This is a genomic window from Azospirillum humicireducens (genome assembly GCF_001639105.2).
Classification (GTDB): domain Bacteria; phylum Pseudomonadota; class Alphaproteobacteria; order Azospirillales; family Azospirillaceae; genus Azospirillum; species Azospirillum humicireducens.
Genome location: NZ_CP015285.1, coordinates 3,145,001 through 3,160,524 on the forward strand (window position 1 = coordinate 3,145,001; position 15,524 = coordinate 3,160,524).

The window sequence follows — 15,524 nt, forward strand, 5'->3', positions numbered from 1 at the left end:
GACGGGCCATCGCTCAACGGATAAAAGGTACGCCGGGGATAACAGGCTGATGACTCCCAAGAGTCCATATCGACGGAGTCGTTTGGCACCTCGATGTCGGCTCATCACATCCTGGGGCTGGAGCAGGTCCCAAGGGTTCGGCTGTTCGCCGATTAAAGTGGTACGTGAGCTGGGTTTAGAACGTCGTGAGACAGTTCGGTCCCTATCTGCCGTGGGTGTCGGAGTTTTGCGAGGATCTGTCCCTAGTACGAGAGGACCGGGATGGACATACCTCTGGTGCACCGGTTGTCACGCCAGTGGCATGGCCGGGTAGCTAAGTATGGACGGGATAACCGCTGAAAGCATCTAAGCGGGAAACCCACCTCTAAACCAGAGCTCCCTTGAGAGCCGTGACAGACCATCACGTCGATAGGAGGCATGTGGACGGGCAGCAATGCTTGAAGCTAAGCCTTACTAATCGCTCGATCGGCTTGATCTCGACACCACTAACCGCGCCATGCGCAGCAGCAAGCCTGTTCAAAGGCCCTGCTTGACGCAAGCCCGCCAGTTCGATACATCCTCACATCACTTGCACGACAGCGAAAGCGCTTTGGATAGCGTCGGTCTTGAGCCTGGGTGACCTGGTGGTCATGGCGAGGTGTCAAACACCCGATCCCATCCCGAACTCGGCCGTGAAAAGCCTCCGCGCCAATGGTACTGCGTCTTAAGACGTGGGAGAGTAGGTCGCCGCCAGGTCACTCAGCCTCAAGAGACGCTCAATCAAAGCATAGTCGCTGGCATCGTCACGACACCCATCACCCCATATGACAGACATCCGCGGGGTGGAGCAGCCCGGTAGCTCGTCAGGCTCATAACCTGAAGGCCGCAGGTTCAAATCCTGCCCCCGCAACCAAATTAAGAAAAGCCCGCCGAGCTGACGCTCGGTGGGCTTTTTGCTTTCCAGGCGTGCCCCCGACATGAGTGCTGTGCGGCCCGCTGAATTCCCGCTTGTCAGCGTCAGACCACTTGGGACAAGCTGAACAGGATCTATGCGCTTCGTGCAATCGGACAATTACCCAGCGGGACATGTATGAGGCGCGGCAACCGGCTGATCCCTGCGGACGACATCGGCCAGCTTTTGACGCAAGCCGTCGCCCTGCACCAGAACGGTCAGCTCGCCGATGCGGCGCTGCTGTATGAACGCGTGCTCCGTCGCGTACCCCGACAAGCCGACGCCCTGCATCTGCTCGGTTTGATCAAGGACCAGACAGGCGCTCCGGCGGAAGGAATCGCGTTGATCGCCCAGGCAATCGCCGTCGATGGTGGTCAGCCAATGTTCCGCCTCAATCTGGGCCGCATCTTCGAACGGCTGCATCGCTGGACCGAGGCCGCCGAGGCCTATGCCCAGGCCGTCCGGCTGGCGCCCTTCGAAGCCGAGCATCACCGGCTGGCAACTCATGCGGCGACCAAGGCCGGGCGGCTCGATGCGGCGGCGGCCTATCTCCGGCGCATGCTGTCGCTGCACCCCGACAATGGGGATTGGGCTCTGGCGCTGGGGGACGTCCAGTATGATCGCGGCCGTTGGGTGGAGGCCGTCGGAGCCTATGGTGCCGCCGTTGCGCTGCTCCCCGACCCGACGCTCGCCGCCTACAATCTTGGCATGTCGCTGCGCAATGCCGGGCGCCTGTCCGAAGCGGTGGCTGCTTTGCGGATCGCCGCCCGCCACGCCCCCCTGCTCCAGGAGGTTTGGGAACAGCTTCTCTCGCTCCATCACACCAGCGGCAGCGATGCAGATGCGGCAGCGGCCGGCCGCATTCTGCTGGCCTTGGCACCCGGTCATGGGGCTGCGGCCAAGTTGATGGGATCCGCCTGCCGCCGCCTCGGCGATGGCGAAGCCGCCATCCGGTTGCTGGCGCGCGCGGTGAGGCTCGATCCGTTCGATCCGGAGGTTCCGCTGGCTCTGGGGGCCCAACGTCACGAGCGGGGGAACTGCGTCGGTGCGGAGCGCTGCTACCGGCATGCGCTTGCCGTGGCGCCGGGGTCGGCGGCGGCACTGGTCGGCCATGGAGTGACGCTGGCCGGCCTCGGGCGGAGAGCCGAAGCGGAGGCGGCGATGCGCCATGCCGTCCGGCTCGTTCCTGAGGATCCCGACATCGCGGTGAATGCCGGTTCGGTCAGCCACGCCGTCCGTCATTGCAGCCGTCCCGAAGGAGCAACCGTCACCGGCGAATACGAAAAAGCCGGCGATGCGCTCGGCTGGTTCCGGCGCGCTCTGGCGCTACGGCCCGACAGCGCCTTTGCCTGGACCAATGTCGGGGCGGTGATGGCGGATGCCGGTCGGGGCGACGAGGCGGCCGTGGTTCTGCATCGGGCCCTGGCGATCGGTGCGGCCGACCATGAGGCGTCCGCCTGGTCCAATCTGGGACTCGCCTGCATGATCACCGGCCGGCATGCCGAAGCGATGGCGGCGTTCCGCAAGTCGTTGGACATCGTTCCCGGCGATGCGGCGATGCGCTCCAACCTGCTGTTCTGCCTGTGCTTTACCGAAGAAGCGGCGTTGGACGAGGTATTCGCCGAACACCGGGCCTTCGAGCGCTTCGTCCGGCCCGCCACCCGCCGTCCGCCGGCCGCACCGAGGATGCCGGATGCCGACCGCCGCCTGCGCATCGGTTATCTGTCGCCCGATTTCCAACGCTATCCCGGACCCGGCTATCACTTCCTGCTGCCGCCGCTGACCCATCACGACCGGGCAGGCTTCGAAATCTACTGCTATTACAATGACCGGCGCGAGGATGAGGCGACACGGCGTTTCCAGGAGCTTGCCGACGGCTGGCGTGCCTGCGCGCATCTGTCGGACGAGGCGCTGGACGCCCAGATCCGGGCCGACGGCATCGACATTCTGGTGGATTGCGGCGGCCATATGGCGCGCAACCGGATGCCGCTGTTCCTCGGCCGGCCGGCACCGCTGCAGATCAGTTTTCCTCTCTACCCCAACACCACCGGGCTGACGGCGATGGATTACCAGTTCGCCGATCCGCTCTTCGCCCCGCCATCCGCCGATGGACTTCACAGCGAGGCGTTGATCCGGCTGCCGTGCTGCGTGCTGTGCTACCGTCCGGCGGAATCGGCGTTCGATCCGCTCGAACGGGCGCCCGGTCTGGCGGATGGGACCTTCACCTTCGGCTCCTTCAACAACCCGACCAAGCTCAACGCCTCCACCATCGCGCTGTGGGCGCGGGTTCTGCACGCGGTTCCGCGGGCGCGGCTGATGCTGAAATGGCGCGGACTGACGAGTTCGGGCCTCGGGGGCCGGCTGCTCGCGCAGTTCGCCGCGCTGGGGATTGCGGGGGATCGTCTGATCCTGAGCGGAACGACGCCGGACCCCTACGAGAGCTATCGCCGGATCGATTGCGGACTGGACCCGGTCTTCGCCAATGGCGGCACGACGACCTGCGACAGCCTGTGGATGGGCGTGCCGGTGCTGTCCATCGCCGGGACGGCGGCGATTTCCCGTTGGGGCATCTCGCTGCTGAGCGCCGTCGGCCTGCGCGACCTGGTGGCCGGGGACGATGACTCCTATGTGGCGTTGGCCGTACGCCTGGCCGGCGATCGGGACTTCCTGGCGGCCAAGCGGGACGGGCTGCGCGCACGGATGCAGCGGTCGCCGCTGATGGACGAGCAGAGCTATACGCGCGCATTGGAAGCCGGCTATCGCGAGGCATGGCGGCGGCGATGCGCCGGCCTTCCGGCGGCGGCCATCGCCCTGGAAACCAGCTGATGACCGCGGGCCCCTCCACCACCCCTCCCGCTTTCGACCTGTCGGCGGCGCAACGCATTCTGGTGGTCAAGCTCGACGAGGCGGGCGATCTCATCCTCGCCACGCCCTTCCTGCGCGGATTGCGGGCGAGCGCGCCGCAGGCCAGCATCACCCTGGCGGTCCGCCCGCCGCTGGCGGAGTTGGCTCTGCGCTGCCCGTGGGTGGACGGAGTCGTTCTGCCGCTGGCCAAGCCGGACGGGCGCGGTTTCGACTTCCGCGGAGCGACACCGGAGGCGCTTGCGCGCTTCATGGCGGATTTCCGGGCCGGCTTCGATCTGGCGGTCGTGCCGCGCTACGATCTCGACCGCCATGGCGCAACGACGCTGGTCGCCGCCAGCCGGGCGCGGCTGTCGCTCGGCTATTCGGAGCGGGTGACCCCCTGGAAGGCGGAGGGCAACGCCGGCTTCGACCGTGCCTATACCCATGTGCCGGCGGCCTCGCCGGGGATGCACGAGGTGGAGCACAATCTGGCCCTGCTGGCCCATCTCGGCGGCCGGACGGATGGAGGCGGGGCGCACGGGGAAGCGGTCGAGCTGTGCCTGACCGAGGCCGACCGCGCGGCGGCACTGCGGCTGACGGCGGACGGGCGGCGGCTGATCGCGGTGGCGCCCGGAACGGCATCGCCGCGCCGCAACTATCCGCCGGCTCTGCTCGCCGCCGTCACAAGCCGGCTTTGCAATAGGCTGGACGCCGATGTCCTGCTGCTGGGGACCGCGGAGGACGCCGCGGCGGCTGCGGCAATTGCCGAGGCTCTTCCCGGACGCGTTCATGACCTCACAGGCCGGACCAGCCTGCCCGAGGCGGCGGCGGTGATCGAACGGGCGTCGCTGCTGCTGGCGATGGATTCCGGGCCGGCCCATCTGGCGGCGGCGGTGGGCACGCCGGTGGCGGTATTCTCCTGTCATCCGGTCGGAGGTGACCCCAGCTTCATCCATGCGCCGGAGCGTTTCCGTCCCTGGACCCGCCGCGCGCTGGTGCTGCAGCCCGCAGCCCCGGTGCCGCCCTGCACCGACTCCTGCCGCGACGCCGGCGCGCATTGCATCGCCGCCATAGAGCCGGAACAGGCGGCCGTCGCCATTCTCGATTTCCTCGCCGCCCTGCCTGCCGAGACCGAGGAGCCGCGATGACCGACCCGTTGTCCACCACGCCGCAATCCGCCGCGCCGCCGGCCGCCGACCTGCTCGGGGAGACCGGCACCAACCGGCTGGTCCATACCCGGCATGGCTTCATGCTGTTCAACCGGCACGACACGGTCGTCGGCCGCTCGCTGGCCTATTACGGCGAGTATTTCGAAAGCGAGGTCCGGCTGTTCCGCCAGTTGGTCCGGCCCGGCGATGTCGTGATCGATGCCGGCGCCAACATCGGTGCCCACACGCTGGCACTGGCGCGGGCGGCCGGACCGTCGGGGCGGGTGCTGGCCTTCGAACCGGTCCGGCTGAACCACCAGCTGCTCTGCGCCAACATGGCGCTGAACTCCCTCACGCAGGTGGAGTGCGTGCAGGCGGCGCTCGGCGAAACCGACGGCATGCTGGCGCTCGACGATGTGGCGATGGTGGCGGAGGGCAATTTCGGCGGCATCGCGCTGGACGCCATTCCCGGCGAAATGGCGGTTCCGCAGCGGCGGCTGGACGATGTCCGCATTCCCGACCGGCTGCGCCTGATCAAGATCGACGTGGAGGGGATGGAGAGCAGCGTGCTGCTCGGAGCCTTCGGTGTCATCCGCCGTCTGCGTCCGGCGCTCTACGTCGAAAACGACCGGGTTGAGAAATCGCCGGAGCTGATCCGGCTGCTCCAGGAGCTTGGCTACAGCTGCTATTGGTACGTCACGCCCTTCCACAATCCGGACAATTTCTTCGGGCAAAGCGAGCCGCTCTACGAGACCGGCTTCGTCGATGACGGCACCCGGCTGCATGGGCGGGGCCTGGGGATCAACCTGCTGTGTGTCCCCAGCGAAACCGGCGGGCGGATCGCCGGTTTGCCGCCGGTGCTCGGCCCTGAGGAGCATCCCCTGCTGCGGGACTGCAATCCGCGCTTCACCGGCGGCCGATGAGCGGGTCGGAGGGGCCGGTTCTTCGATGGCATTCCCGCCTGCACGCCCGCCGGCACTCTCCCGCTGGCGGATTGACGACAAGCGCCGAGCCGACGCCCGGCGGGCCTGCTTGCCGTATGCGCGTCATCCCACCGGCAGCACAAAGAGAAAGGGCGGAGCCTTTATGGCCCCGCCCTCTTTGCTCGCTCTCCGGTTTCGGAGATAGACAACGCCGTCTCAGATGATAGGACGGTTAAAAGTTTCTCAGCCTTAGGATTCGGTTTCTCATCTTCTGCTTAACTGACCACTCTGCCCGCATCAGACGTCCAGGTTCGACACCTTCAGTGCGTTGTCCTGGATGAACTCGCGGCGCGGCTCGACGACGTCGCCCATAAGGGTGGAGAAGACCTCTTCCGCCTGATCGGCATGGCTGACGCGGACCTGCAGCAACGAGCGCTTGGTCGGGTCCAGGGTGGTTTCCCACAGCTGGTCCGGGTTCATCTCGCCCAGGCCCTTGTAGCGCTGGATGGTGACGCCGCGGCGCCCCAGCTCCATCACCGTGTCGAACAGGGCGACCGGGCCGGTCAGCGCGCGGGTTTCCTTCTGCTTCTCGAAGGCCTTGCCGGCGGTGCCGAACACCCGCTTCAGATCGCCGGCCAGCCCGTCCAACCGGCGGGCCTCGCCGCTCTTCAGCAGGTCGGCGTCGAACAGGTGGCGATGGGTGACACCGCGGCGGGCACGGATCACGGCATAGCCGCCCTGGGGCAGGGCCTCGCCGCGCCAGCCGCCATCGGCGTCCATCCTGTTCATCCGCTCCGCCACCGACTTGGCCGCGGCTTCGGCGGCGACCTTGTCGTCGGCAAGGTTTGCGGAGAGCGTGCCGGCGACCGCCGCCTGCTCCACCACCATGGCGTTGCCGACCTTGCGCGACAGCGTGTCGATCGCAGGCCGCGCGGTGCGGGCCTGATCGACCAGACCGGACAGCTGCTCGCCGATCAGCAGGGTGCCGTCCGACAGCTGCACCGACAGGTCGCTCAGTGCGGCCTCGACCAGATACTCTTCGAGTGCCCGGTCATCCTTCAGATAGCGTTCCTTGGCGTTGCCGCGCTTGATGCGGTAGAGCGGCGGCTGGGCGATGTAGAGATAGCCGCGCTCGATCAGGTCGGGCATCTGCCGGAAGAAGAAGGTCAGCAGCAGGGTGCGGATGTGGCTGCCGTCCACGTCCGCGTCGGTCATGATGATGATCTTGTGGTAGCGCGTCTTGTCGGCGTTGAACTCGTCGCGGCCGATGCCGGTGCCGAGCGCCGCGATCAGCGTGCCGATCTCCGCCGAACCCAGCATCTTGTCGAAGCGGGCCCGCTCCACGTTCAGGATCTTGCCGCGCAAGGGCAGGATGGCCTGGAACTGGCGCGAGCGGCCTTGCTTGGCCGAACCGCCGGCCGAGTCGCCCTCGACGATGAACAGCTCCGACGCCGCCGGGTCGCGTTCCTGGCAGTCGGCCAGCTTGCCGGGCAGCGAGGCCATGTCGAGCGCGCCCTTGCGGCGGGTCAGCTCGCGTGCCTTGCGTGCGGCCTCGCGGGCGGCGGCGGCCTCCACCACCTTCTGGACGACGCGGCGGGCGTCGGCCGGATGTTCCTCGAAATACTGGGCCAGCGCTTCGCCCACCACCGCCTCGACGACGGGACGGACCTCGCTTGAGACCAGCTTGTCCTTGGTCTGGCTGGAGAATTTCGGATCCGGAACCTTCACCGACAGGACACAGGTCAGGCCTTCACGGGCGTCGTCGCCCGACAGGTTGACCTTCTCCTTCTTGGCGATGCCGGATTCGGTCGCATAGTTGTTGATGGCGCGGGTCAGCGCGGCGCGGAAGCCGGCAAGATGGGTGCCGCCGTCCTTCTGCGGGATGTTGTTGGTGAAGCACAGCGTCGTCTCGTGGTAGCTGTCGTTCCACTGCAGCGCGCATTCCACCGTCACCACGCCGCCATGTTCGGTCGGGCGCTCGTTCTTCAGGGTGATCGCCGGTTTGTGCAGCGGCGTCTTGGAACGGTCGAGCCAGTTGACGAAGGCTTCCAGGCCGCCTTCGTAATGCAGGTCCTGCACCTTCGGCTCCACCCCGCGCGCGTCGGTCAGAACCAGACGGACGCCGGAGTTGAGGAAGGCCAGTTCGCGCAGCCGGTGTTCCAGCGTGGCGTAGTCGAACTCGATGTTGGTGAAGGTCTCGGCCGAGGGCATGAAGGTAACTTCGGTGCCCGACAGCTGCTTGCCCTTCTCCGGCACCATCGGCGCCTCGCCGACATCGGCCAGCGGCGCCTCGGCGACGCCGTGGCGGAAGCGCATGGTCCAGGTGCGGCCGCCGCGCCAGATGCGGAGATCCAGCGTTTCGGACAGGGCGTTCACCACCGAGACGCCGACGCCGTGCAGGCCGCCGGACACCTTGTAGCTGTTCTGGTTGAACTTGCCGCCGGCATGCAGCTGGGTCATCACGACCTCGGCCGCCGAGACGCCTTCCTCCGAATGGATGTCGGTCGGGATGCCGCGGCCGTTGTCGCGCACCGTGACCGATCCGTCGGCGTTCAGCAGAACCTCGACCTTGTCGCAATAGCCGGCCAGCGCCTCGTCGATGGCGTTGTCGACCACCTCGTACACCATATGGTGCAGGCCGGACCCGTCGTCGGTGTCGCCGATGTACATGCCGGGGCGTTTGCGCACGGCATCGAGCCCGCGCAGAACGGTGATCGACTCCGCCCCGTAGTCCGCCTGCTGGGGCTCCGACTGCGGGAGGTCGTTCTTCAGTGCTTCCTGTGCCATGCGTCGACTATAACAGATTCGGTTGCGGGTTCGGCGGTTTAGCGTGCGTCGGCATGCTTTTTTTCCGGGATTTTTCCCGGATTTCCACCCCTATCCGGGGCGGATGTGGGCGTCTTCGATGCGGAACCGGCGTGCGTCGTCGCCGAGCGGGTCGAAAACCCCCTCGTCGGTCCCGGTCATCCAGGCCTGGGCGCCCAAAGCCAGGATTTCGCCGAACAGCGCGGCGCGCCGGCCGGGGTCGAGATGGGCGGCCACCTCGTCCAGCAGAAGGATGGGAGCCGCCCCGCGTTCGGCCGCCAGCAGCCGGGCGTTGGCCAGCACGATGGCGATCAGCAGCGCCTTCTGTTCGCCGGTGGAACAGAGCGCCGCTGGCATGTCCTTGGCCGCATGGCGGACGGCGAGGTCGCTCTTGTGCGGTCCCACCGTGGCGCCTCCGGCATCGGCATCGGTGCGGCGGCCGATGCGCAAGCTGTCGCGCAGCGCATCCTCCGCCGCCAGGGCCGGACCCTCGTCCAGCCAGCGCTCAACCGTGCCGGCGACGGTGAGGTCGGCGCCGGGGAAGGGACCGACCGAGCGGGCACAGGCGGCGCGCAGCCGCTGCACCACCTCGCGCCGCGCGGCGGCGACGGCGATGCCGGTGGTCGCCATCTGGTCCTCCAGCGCGCCGAGCCAACCCTCGTCGAAGCGGCCGTCGCGCAGCAGCCGGGCACGTTCGCGCAGGGCATGTTCGTAGCGCGACAGCCGGCCGGCATGGGCGGGATCGAAGCCGAAGACCAGCCGGTCGAGGAAACGGCGCCGTCCGCTCGACCCTTCCAGGAACAGCCGGTCCATCTGCGGGGTCAGCCAGACCATCGCGACATGGTCGGCCAGCGCCGTTTGCCCCTTTGCCGGATGGCCGTCGATACGCACCAGCCGGCGGTCGCGCTCGGATGTGCGTCCCCCGCCTTGCCGATTGCCGTCATGGGGTTCGCGGCCGGTGCCGATCTCCACCGGACCCAGCGGGGTGTCGAGCATGGCCGCCACCGCCCATCCCGCGCCGGGGGGCGAGCCCAGCCGCTCCACCTCCGCCAGCCGGGCGCCGCGGATGCCGCGGCCGGGGGCGAGGAAGCTGACGGCTTCCAGAAGATTGGTCTTGCCGGCCCCGTTCGGGCCGATCAGGGCGACCGGGCGGCGGTCGGGCTCCAGCCGCGCGGACTCGTAGCCGCGGAAACGCGTCAGCGTCATCCGCCGCACGGCAAGCGCCGGCGTCAGGGGGGCGGCGGCCACCGGGGTGCCGCCGCTCATCGAAACTGCCGTGTGCAGCAACTGGTCCGTTCCGCCTGGGGCGGGGAGGATCCCCGCGACCCCATCACACCCGCATCGGCATCAGGACATAGAGCGCTGTGGAGTCGGCGACGTCGCGGATGATGGTCGGCGACGCGGCGTCGGCCAGCGTGAACTGGGCTCCCTCGCCCTCGATCTGCTGCGTGATGTCCAGCAGATAGCGGGAGTTGAAGCCGATTTCCAGCGGGGACTCGGCGTAATTGACCTCCAGCTCCTCGGTCGCGCTGCCCGATTCCGGGCTGGTGGCGGACAGGGTGAGCGCGCCGCGGACCAGCGACAGCTTCACCGCCCGGCTCTTCTCGGTGGAGATGGTGGCGACGCGGTCGACAGCGGCGGCGAACAGCTTGGCGTCCACCTCCATCACCTTGTCGTTGCCGACCGGAATCACCCGCTCATAGTCGGGGAAGGTGCCGTCGATCAGCTTGGAGGTGACGACGACGCTGTCGAAGCCGAAGCGGATCTTGTTGTCGGACAGCGACAGCTCGATGCGGTCGGCGGCCTCATCCACCAGCTTGCGGATCTCGGTGACGGTCTTGCGCGGGATGATGACGCCGGGGATGGCGTCCGCCCCGTCCGGCAGCGGCATCTCGACCCGTGCCAGCCGGTGGCCGTCGGTGGCGACGGCGCGCAGCACCGGCGTCTCCAGGCTGCCCATCTTGCTCTTGGCGGCGTGCAGGTAGATGCCGTTGAGGTAATAGCGCGTCTCCTCGGTGGAGATCGCGAAGCGGGTGCGGTCGATCAGCGCGCGCAGGTCGGCGGCGGCGACCGAGAAATTGTGCTTCAGCTCACCGCTGGACAGCTGCGGGAAGTCTTCAACCGGCAGGCAGGACAGCTTGAACTGCGACCGGCCGGAGCGCAGCGTCAGGATCGTGCCGTCGCCGCCGATGTCCAGCTCCACCTGGCTGCCGTCGGGCAGCTTGCGGACGATGTCGAACAGGGTGTGGGCCGGGGCGGTGGTGCCGCCGGGACGGCCGACCGTCGCCGGGACGGTTTCGACGATCTCCAGATCCATGTCGGTGGCGGCCAGCGACAGCTCGCCGTCGCCCGCGCGCAGCAGGACATTGGAGAGGATCGGAATGGTGTTCCGCCGCTCGACCACACTCTGCACGTGACCCAGGGAACGGAGAAGGGCGGCGCGTTCGATGGTGATGTTCATGCTGGCGTTGTCTCGGCCGGAGGGAGATCTTCTTGCGGACCCACCGGGGTTGCGGGCCGTTGTCCGGCCGTCCCGCCCCGAGCGGGTGCGCATCATACCACATCGACCGGTGCGTCGAACCAAATTGTTGCGGTTAAGGCCTTCGGCCGAGGGGCATTTACGCCTCCGCCCGCCGTCTCCCCTCATGCAGCCGCAGAATGTGGACGAAATCGGCACTCTGCCAGTTCCTCGACCGGCTCAGCTCGCTGCGCACGCTGCCGACGAAGGCGTCGATCACCGCCCATTCCTCGGCGGCGATCTCCTCCACCGCTTCCAGATAGCTGTGCACCACCCGGTGCAGCCCCTGGCTGACCGGGCTGATCCAGCCGTCCACCGTCTCGCCCATCGCCGCCATCAGCCGGCGGATGCGCAGCATGTGGGCCATGCGGTGGGCCGGCTTCTCATGCGATTCGGCCTTCATGGCCTGGAGAAAGGCAAGCCGCCCGGTCTCCACCGCATAGAGGCGCAGCGACTTCAGCTCTGGGTTGGCATAGCCGGCATTGCCGAGATAGCGGCCCCAGCGCCAGACCAGTTCCAGCAGCCAGACGATGTCCTCATGGTCGGGCACCGGGGCATGGCGTGCGTTCATCGCCGCCTGCAGCCGCGCCGCCAGGGCCGGCATCACCGTGCCGGTCAGGTCGCGGCTGACCGCCGCCAGTTCCGCCCGCAGCGCGGGGCCCGTGGAGCGGCTGGCGAGAAAGCCGGTGCCGGACAGTGCGGTCAACGCGCGGTCGAACCGCTCCACCGCCTCGCCCAGCAGGACACGGGTCGGGACAGGGGCCGAGAGGACGCCCCCGTCCTGGATGTCCATATCGCCGAACATGCCGTCCACCACCTCGCGGATGGTGGTGCAGGTGGCATGGAAATGGCACAGCAGGGCGCGCAGCAGCGGGTGCGACTCGCGCACCGCCGGGCCGCCATGCTCACGGACATGGCGCAGGAACACGTCGTAGCGCCGCTTGACGTTCAGCCCGTAGAGCGGGGCGAACCAGGCCAGCACCTGCGACTGGTCGCGGAAGGGCAGGCCGAGATCGCGCACCCGGCGGACGAAGCCCACCATCAGCGCCGACTGGCAATCCACCTCGGCCGACCGCGGGTCGGAAGCCCCCTGGTTGTCCCCCAGACGCATTTCATCGATGTCGCGGCGCATCCGCTCGGTCAGCGGCACCAGCACGTCGTTGTGCTCCAGCAGGGCGCGGACGAAGCCCAGCAGATCGCCGTCGACCGGCGCCTTGCGGCCGAGATACTGGGTGCGCAGCCCGGCGTCGTGCCGCGCCTCGTCGTTCGCCATCGCCAGGAACCGGTCGGTCAGCTTGCGGTCGCCGGCCATGGCGTAGAGGAAGTCGAGCGCCTCCTTGCGCATCAGCTCGCGCATCACCATCGCGTCGGGGCTGGCCAGCACGGCGTCCAGCATCGCCTCGCGCGCCATGGTGTCCAGCCGGCTCTGCACCTCCGCCGCGAGGCCGGGGAAGGCGTAGCAGGCAAGCGCCGCCCAGATGCCTCCCATATCGACCCGCTGGATCAGCGCCGGCACCGACTCCGGTGAGCGGTACAGGATGGGGTCGTCGACCAGGAAGGGTTCGAACAGGCTGGTGAACAGCCGGCGTGCCTTCATCGGCCGCAGGCGGTTGAAATGCTCGACCAGTGCGTCGCGCAGATGGCGCGCACGCTCGCCGTTCGGACTGGCCGCACCCTCCACCGCGTCGAGCACGGAGCGGATGGCATGCATGGGGATGCGGGAGACGACCTCGTCCATCTGGCGGCGGAAGGTGCTGGAGTCCATGCCCTCCGCGCCCGCCGCAGGACCGGCAGAGGGGAGGGAGGTCGTGACCGTCGGCGTGCTGTTCATGCGCCCAACACCTCGCGGGATAGTCGTCGCCCGGACGCTTATAATCCCGAGAGATTATTAAATAAGTTTTGCCATTTCCATCCACCATCTTGGTCGGGTCGAATGATTACCGAAATATGTCAACCATTTGCTTTGTAACCTTAGCTTTACCTTTCATCCCCCCGTCGCGCTACAGACCGGCGGCCAACTGCGCGTCCAGCCCCGAGCGATAGTCGGGATAGGCCAGCGTGACACCGAGCTGGCGCTTGATGCGGTCGTTCCGCACCCGGCGGCAATCGGCGTAGAAGCTGGCGGCCATGGGCGACATCTCCGCCCGGTCGAAGGGGATCAGCGGCGGCGGCTCCACCCCCAGCAGGCCGCAGGCATACTCCACCACCTCGTGCGACGGGCTTGGCAGGTCGTCGGCCACATTGTAGACGGCGCCCAGCGTCGGCCGTTCCATCGAGGCGCGCAGAGTCCTGGCGATGTCCTCGACATGGATGCGGCAGAACACCTGACCCGGTTTGTCGACCCGTCTGGCGGTGCCGTCTCGCACGGAATCGATGGCGCTGCGGCCGGGGCCGTAGATTCCGGCCAGCCGGAACAGGTGCATCGGCACGCCATACTGGCGGTACAGGTTCAGCCAGCCGCGCTCCGCCTCCACCCGCCGTTTCTGGCGCTCGCCGGTCGGCTTCAGCCATGCCGCCTCGCTCACCCACTCGCCGCCGGTGTCGCCATAGACGCCGGTGGTGGACAGATATCCCGCCCAGTCCAGCGTGCGCAGGTCGGCCAGATCGCGGGCATGCTGGTCCAGCACCGGGTCGCCCTTGGCATCCGGCGGGATGCTGATCAGCAGATGGGTTGTGCCGGCGAGCGCCGCCTTGGCATCGGCCAGCGGCCGGCCGCGGTCGAACAGGAAGGCCTCGATCCCCTGGGCCTCCAGCTCCGCCTTCTTTTCCTCGCTGCGGCAGGTGGCGGCGACGCGCCATCCGTCGGCGCGCAGCGCGTCGGCGAAGACGCGGGCGCTGTAGCCGGGGCCGAAGACGAACAGGCGGGGATCGGTCATTGCGGGCGGTTCCGGTTGGGGCAGGGGAATCCGTTGGGCCGGGGCTTGGCTGCCGGGCTTGGCTTGCGGGCTTGCGCCCCGCCCGGCGATGGCGGAGTGTAAAGGCACCATGACCCGACGCAATCCTTACCTTATCGGTGCGCTGTCCCTGGGGCTGTTCGCAGCTCTGCCGACGGCGCATGCCGCTGCTGCCGCAGCCGGCTCCTCCTCCGCTCTCGACCGCAACCGCGAGCTTCAGGCCTGTGCCGCCAAGGCGGAGGCGAACCCCGACGGCGCCAAGGCCGACGCCAAGCGCTGGCAGGAGCAGGGGGGCGGCGATTACGCCAAGCTCTGCCAGGCGCTGGCGCTGTTCCATGCCGGCGACTTCAAGGCGGCCGGCATCCAGATGGAGGCGCTGGTGCCGACGCTGGGCAAGGACGATCCCAAAGCCGCCGCCTCGCTGCTTGGCCGTGCCGGTTGGGCGTGGCTGAGGGCCGGCGACCAAGGCCGGGCGGAGCGGCTCTACAGCGCCGCGTTGGACAAGACGCCGGGCGACGTGGACCTGCTGATCGACCGCGCCTTCGCCCGTGCCGAGGGCGAACGTTTCTGGGACGCCGTCGCCGACCTGGACGCGGCGCTGTCGCGCGACCCGCGCCGGGCCGACGCCTATCTCTACCGGGCGACCGCCAACAAGGCGCTGTCCAACTACCGGCAGGCCTTGGCCGACATCGACCATGCGCTGGAACTGAAGCCCGGCGACCCGGAGGCGATCCTGCTGCGCGGCAACGTCAAGGCGATGGGCGGCAACCTGGAGGCCGCGCGCGACGACTGGGCGCTGGCCCGCCGCGTCGCCCCCGACAGCGAGTGGGGCCGCGCCGCGGCCGACAACCTCGCCCGCACGGCGGAGGCCGCGGGGGATGCCGGCAAGGACAAGGCGAAGGAGAAGAAGGCGCAGTGAGCGGGGGGCAGGCGCCGACACTCTCCAACCATCCCCCAACGAAAAAGCCCCGCCGCGGCGACCGCGGGCGGGGCTTTTCCTTACCTGAACCGGTCGGACCGCTTACAGCGCCGAGTCGACCCACTGGAACAGCGCACCCTTGGGCAGGGCGCCGATCTTGGTGGCGGCGACGCTGCCGCCCTTGAACAGCATCAGGGTCGGGATGCCGCGCACGCCGTACTTGGTCGGGGTTTCCGGGTTCTCGTCGATGTTCAGCTTGGCGACGGTGACCTTGCCGTCATACTCGCCGGCCAGCTCGTCGAGCGCCGGGGCGATCATCTTGCAGGGGCCGCACCATTCCGCCCAGAAATCGACCAGGACTGGGCCGTCGGCCTTCAGGACGTCCTGCTCGAAGCTGTCGTCGGTAACCTTGATGGTGGTGCTCATGTGACCTCGTGCTGGATTCGGAAGCGCCGCGGACCGGTTGTGGAAGGCCGGCGGCCATCGCCCCGTCAGTGGAATTGAGCAAAATGTAGGGCGGAGGCGCCCGGCCGGTCAAGTCA

At 68.1% G+C, this 15,524-nt stretch carries 10 protein-coding genes, 1 tRNA gene and 2 rRNA genes (1 of these 13 cut by a window edge); 7 read left to right on the forward strand and 6 right to left on the reverse strand.

Annotated features, from left to right (window positions below):
* The 6 genes from A6A40_RS14565 to A6A40_RS14590 all read left to right on the forward strand — a co-directional run.
* A 23S ribosomal RNA gene (locus tag A6A40_RS14565) occupies positions 1–478 on the forward strand; it begins 2,269 nt to the left of the window's first position.
* A gap of 141 nt (positions 479–619) precedes the next feature.
* Positions 620–735 (forward strand): 5S ribosomal RNA (gene rrf / locus A6A40_RS14570).
* 80 nt (positions 736–815) lie between these two features.
* Positions 816–892: transfer RNA gene (locus A6A40_RS14575), tRNA-Met, on the forward strand.
* A 177-nt stretch (positions 893–1,069) separates the two neighbouring features.
* On the forward strand, positions 1,070–3,757 hold the full coding sequence (locus A6A40_RS14580; protein WP_063636010.1) for a tetratricopeptide repeat protein: 2,688 nt from the start codon (positions 1,070–1,072) through the stop codon (positions 3,755–3,757).
* Entirely contained in the window at positions 3,757–4,923 is a 1,167-nt protein-coding gene (locus A6A40_RS32535) for a glycosyltransferase family 9 protein (RefSeq protein WP_063636315.1), read from the forward strand. The genes A6A40_RS14580 and A6A40_RS32535 overlap by 1 nt, the downstream gene beginning before the upstream one ends.
* Positions 4,920–5,846 carry an FkbM family methyltransferase gene (locus A6A40_RS14590; RefSeq protein ID WP_063636011.1) on the forward strand — a complete coding sequence of 309 codons (927 nt, stop codon included), beginning with the start codon at positions 4,920–4,922 and terminating at the stop codon, positions 5,844–5,846. Before A6A40_RS32535 ends, A6A40_RS14590 begins: the two co-directional genes overlap by 4 nt.
* Before the next feature lie 297 nt (positions 5,847–6,143).
* Here A6A40_RS14590 and gyrB read toward each other — a convergent pair whose 3' ends face one another.
* The 5 genes from gyrB to A6A40_RS14615 form a co-directional block, all read right to left on the reverse strand.
* Positions 6,144–8,633 (reverse strand): DNA topoisomerase (ATP-hydrolyzing) subunit B, encoded by a 2,490-nt coding sequence (gene gyrB / locus A6A40_RS14595; RefSeq protein WP_063636012.1) that lies wholly within the window; start codon positions 8,631–8,633, stop codon positions 6,144–6,146.
* A gap of 90 nt (positions 8,634–8,723) precedes the next feature.
* A complete protein-coding gene (recF, locus tag A6A40_RS14600; RefSeq protein WP_063636013.1) occupies positions 8,724–9,917 on the reverse strand; it encodes a DNA replication/repair protein RecF in 1,194 nt (397 codons plus the stop codon).
* A gap of 64 nt (positions 9,918–9,981) precedes the next feature.
* Entirely contained in the window at positions 9,982–11,112 is a 1,131-nt protein-coding gene (gene dnaN, locus A6A40_RS14605; RefSeq protein WP_063636014.1) for a DNA polymerase III subunit beta, read from the reverse strand.
* Between the two features lie 157 nt (positions 11,113–11,269).
* Positions 11,270–13,000, reverse strand: coding sequence for a hypothetical protein (locus tag A6A40_RS14610; RefSeq protein ID WP_063636015.1), 1,731 nt, complete (start codon positions 12,998–13,000; stop codon positions 11,270–11,272).
* A gap of 169 nt (positions 13,001–13,169) precedes the next feature.
* Positions 13,170–14,045 (reverse strand): SDR family oxidoreductase, encoded by an 876-nt coding sequence (locus A6A40_RS14615; protein ID WP_063636016.1) that lies wholly within the window; start codon positions 14,043–14,045, stop codon positions 13,170–13,172.
* A gap of 109 nt (positions 14,046–14,154) precedes the next feature.
* Between A6A40_RS14615 and A6A40_RS14620 the strand changes: the two genes are divergently transcribed.
* The gene (locus A6A40_RS14620; RefSeq protein ID WP_063636017.1) at positions 14,155–14,982 is read left to right on the forward strand and encodes a tetratricopeptide repeat protein; all 828 of its coding nucleotides are present in this window, start codon (positions 14,155–14,157) and stop codon (positions 14,980–14,982) included.
* Positions 14,983–15,084: 102 nt separating this feature from the next.
* Here A6A40_RS14620 and trxA read toward each other — a convergent pair whose 3' ends face one another.
* Positions 15,085–15,408 (reverse strand): thioredoxin TrxA, encoded by a 324-nt coding sequence (gene trxA / locus A6A40_RS14625; RefSeq protein ID WP_063636018.1) that lies wholly within the window; start codon positions 15,406–15,408, stop codon positions 15,085–15,087.
* Between the last annotated feature and the right edge of the window lie 116 nt (positions 15,409–15,524).

Excerpts from the sequence above, each read along its gene's own strand:
- A6A40_RS14580 (WP_063636010.1), top strand. The coding sequence starts at position 1,070 with ATGAGGCGCGGCAACCGGCTGATCCCTGCGGACGACATCGGCCAGCTT.
- A6A40_RS32535 (WP_063636315.1), top strand. The coding sequence starts at position 3,757 with ATGACCGCGGGCCCCTCCACCACCCCTCCCGCTTTCGACCTGTCGGCG.
- A6A40_RS14590 (WP_063636011.1), top strand. The coding sequence starts at position 4,920 with ATGACCGACCCGTTGTCCACCACGCCGCAATCCGCCGCGCCGCCGGCC.
- gyrB (WP_063636012.1), bottom strand. The coding sequence starts at position 8,633 with ATGGCACAGGAAGCACTGAAGAACGACCTCCCGCAGTCGGAGCCCCAG.
- recF (WP_063636013.1), bottom strand. The coding sequence starts at position 9,917 with ATGAGCGGCGGCACCCCGGTGGCCGCCGCCCCCCTGACGCCGGCGCTT.
- dnaN (WP_063636014.1), bottom strand. The coding sequence starts at position 11,112 with ATGAACATCACCATCGAACGCGCCGCCCTTCTCCGTTCCCTGGGTCAC.
- A6A40_RS14610 (WP_063636015.1), bottom strand. The coding sequence starts at position 13,000 with ATGAACAGCACGCCGACGGTCACGACCTCCCTCCCCTCTGCCGGTCCT.
- A6A40_RS14615 (WP_063636016.1), bottom strand. The coding sequence starts at position 14,045 with ATGACCGATCCCCGCCTGTTCGTCTTCGGCCCCGGCTACAGCGCCCGC.
- A6A40_RS14620 (WP_063636017.1), top strand. The coding sequence starts at position 14,155 with ATGACCCGACGCAATCCTTACCTTATCGGTGCGCTGTCCCTGGGGCTG.
- trxA (WP_063636018.1), bottom strand. The coding sequence starts at position 15,408 with ATGAGCACCACCATCAAGGTTACCGACGACAGCTTCGAGCAGGACGTC.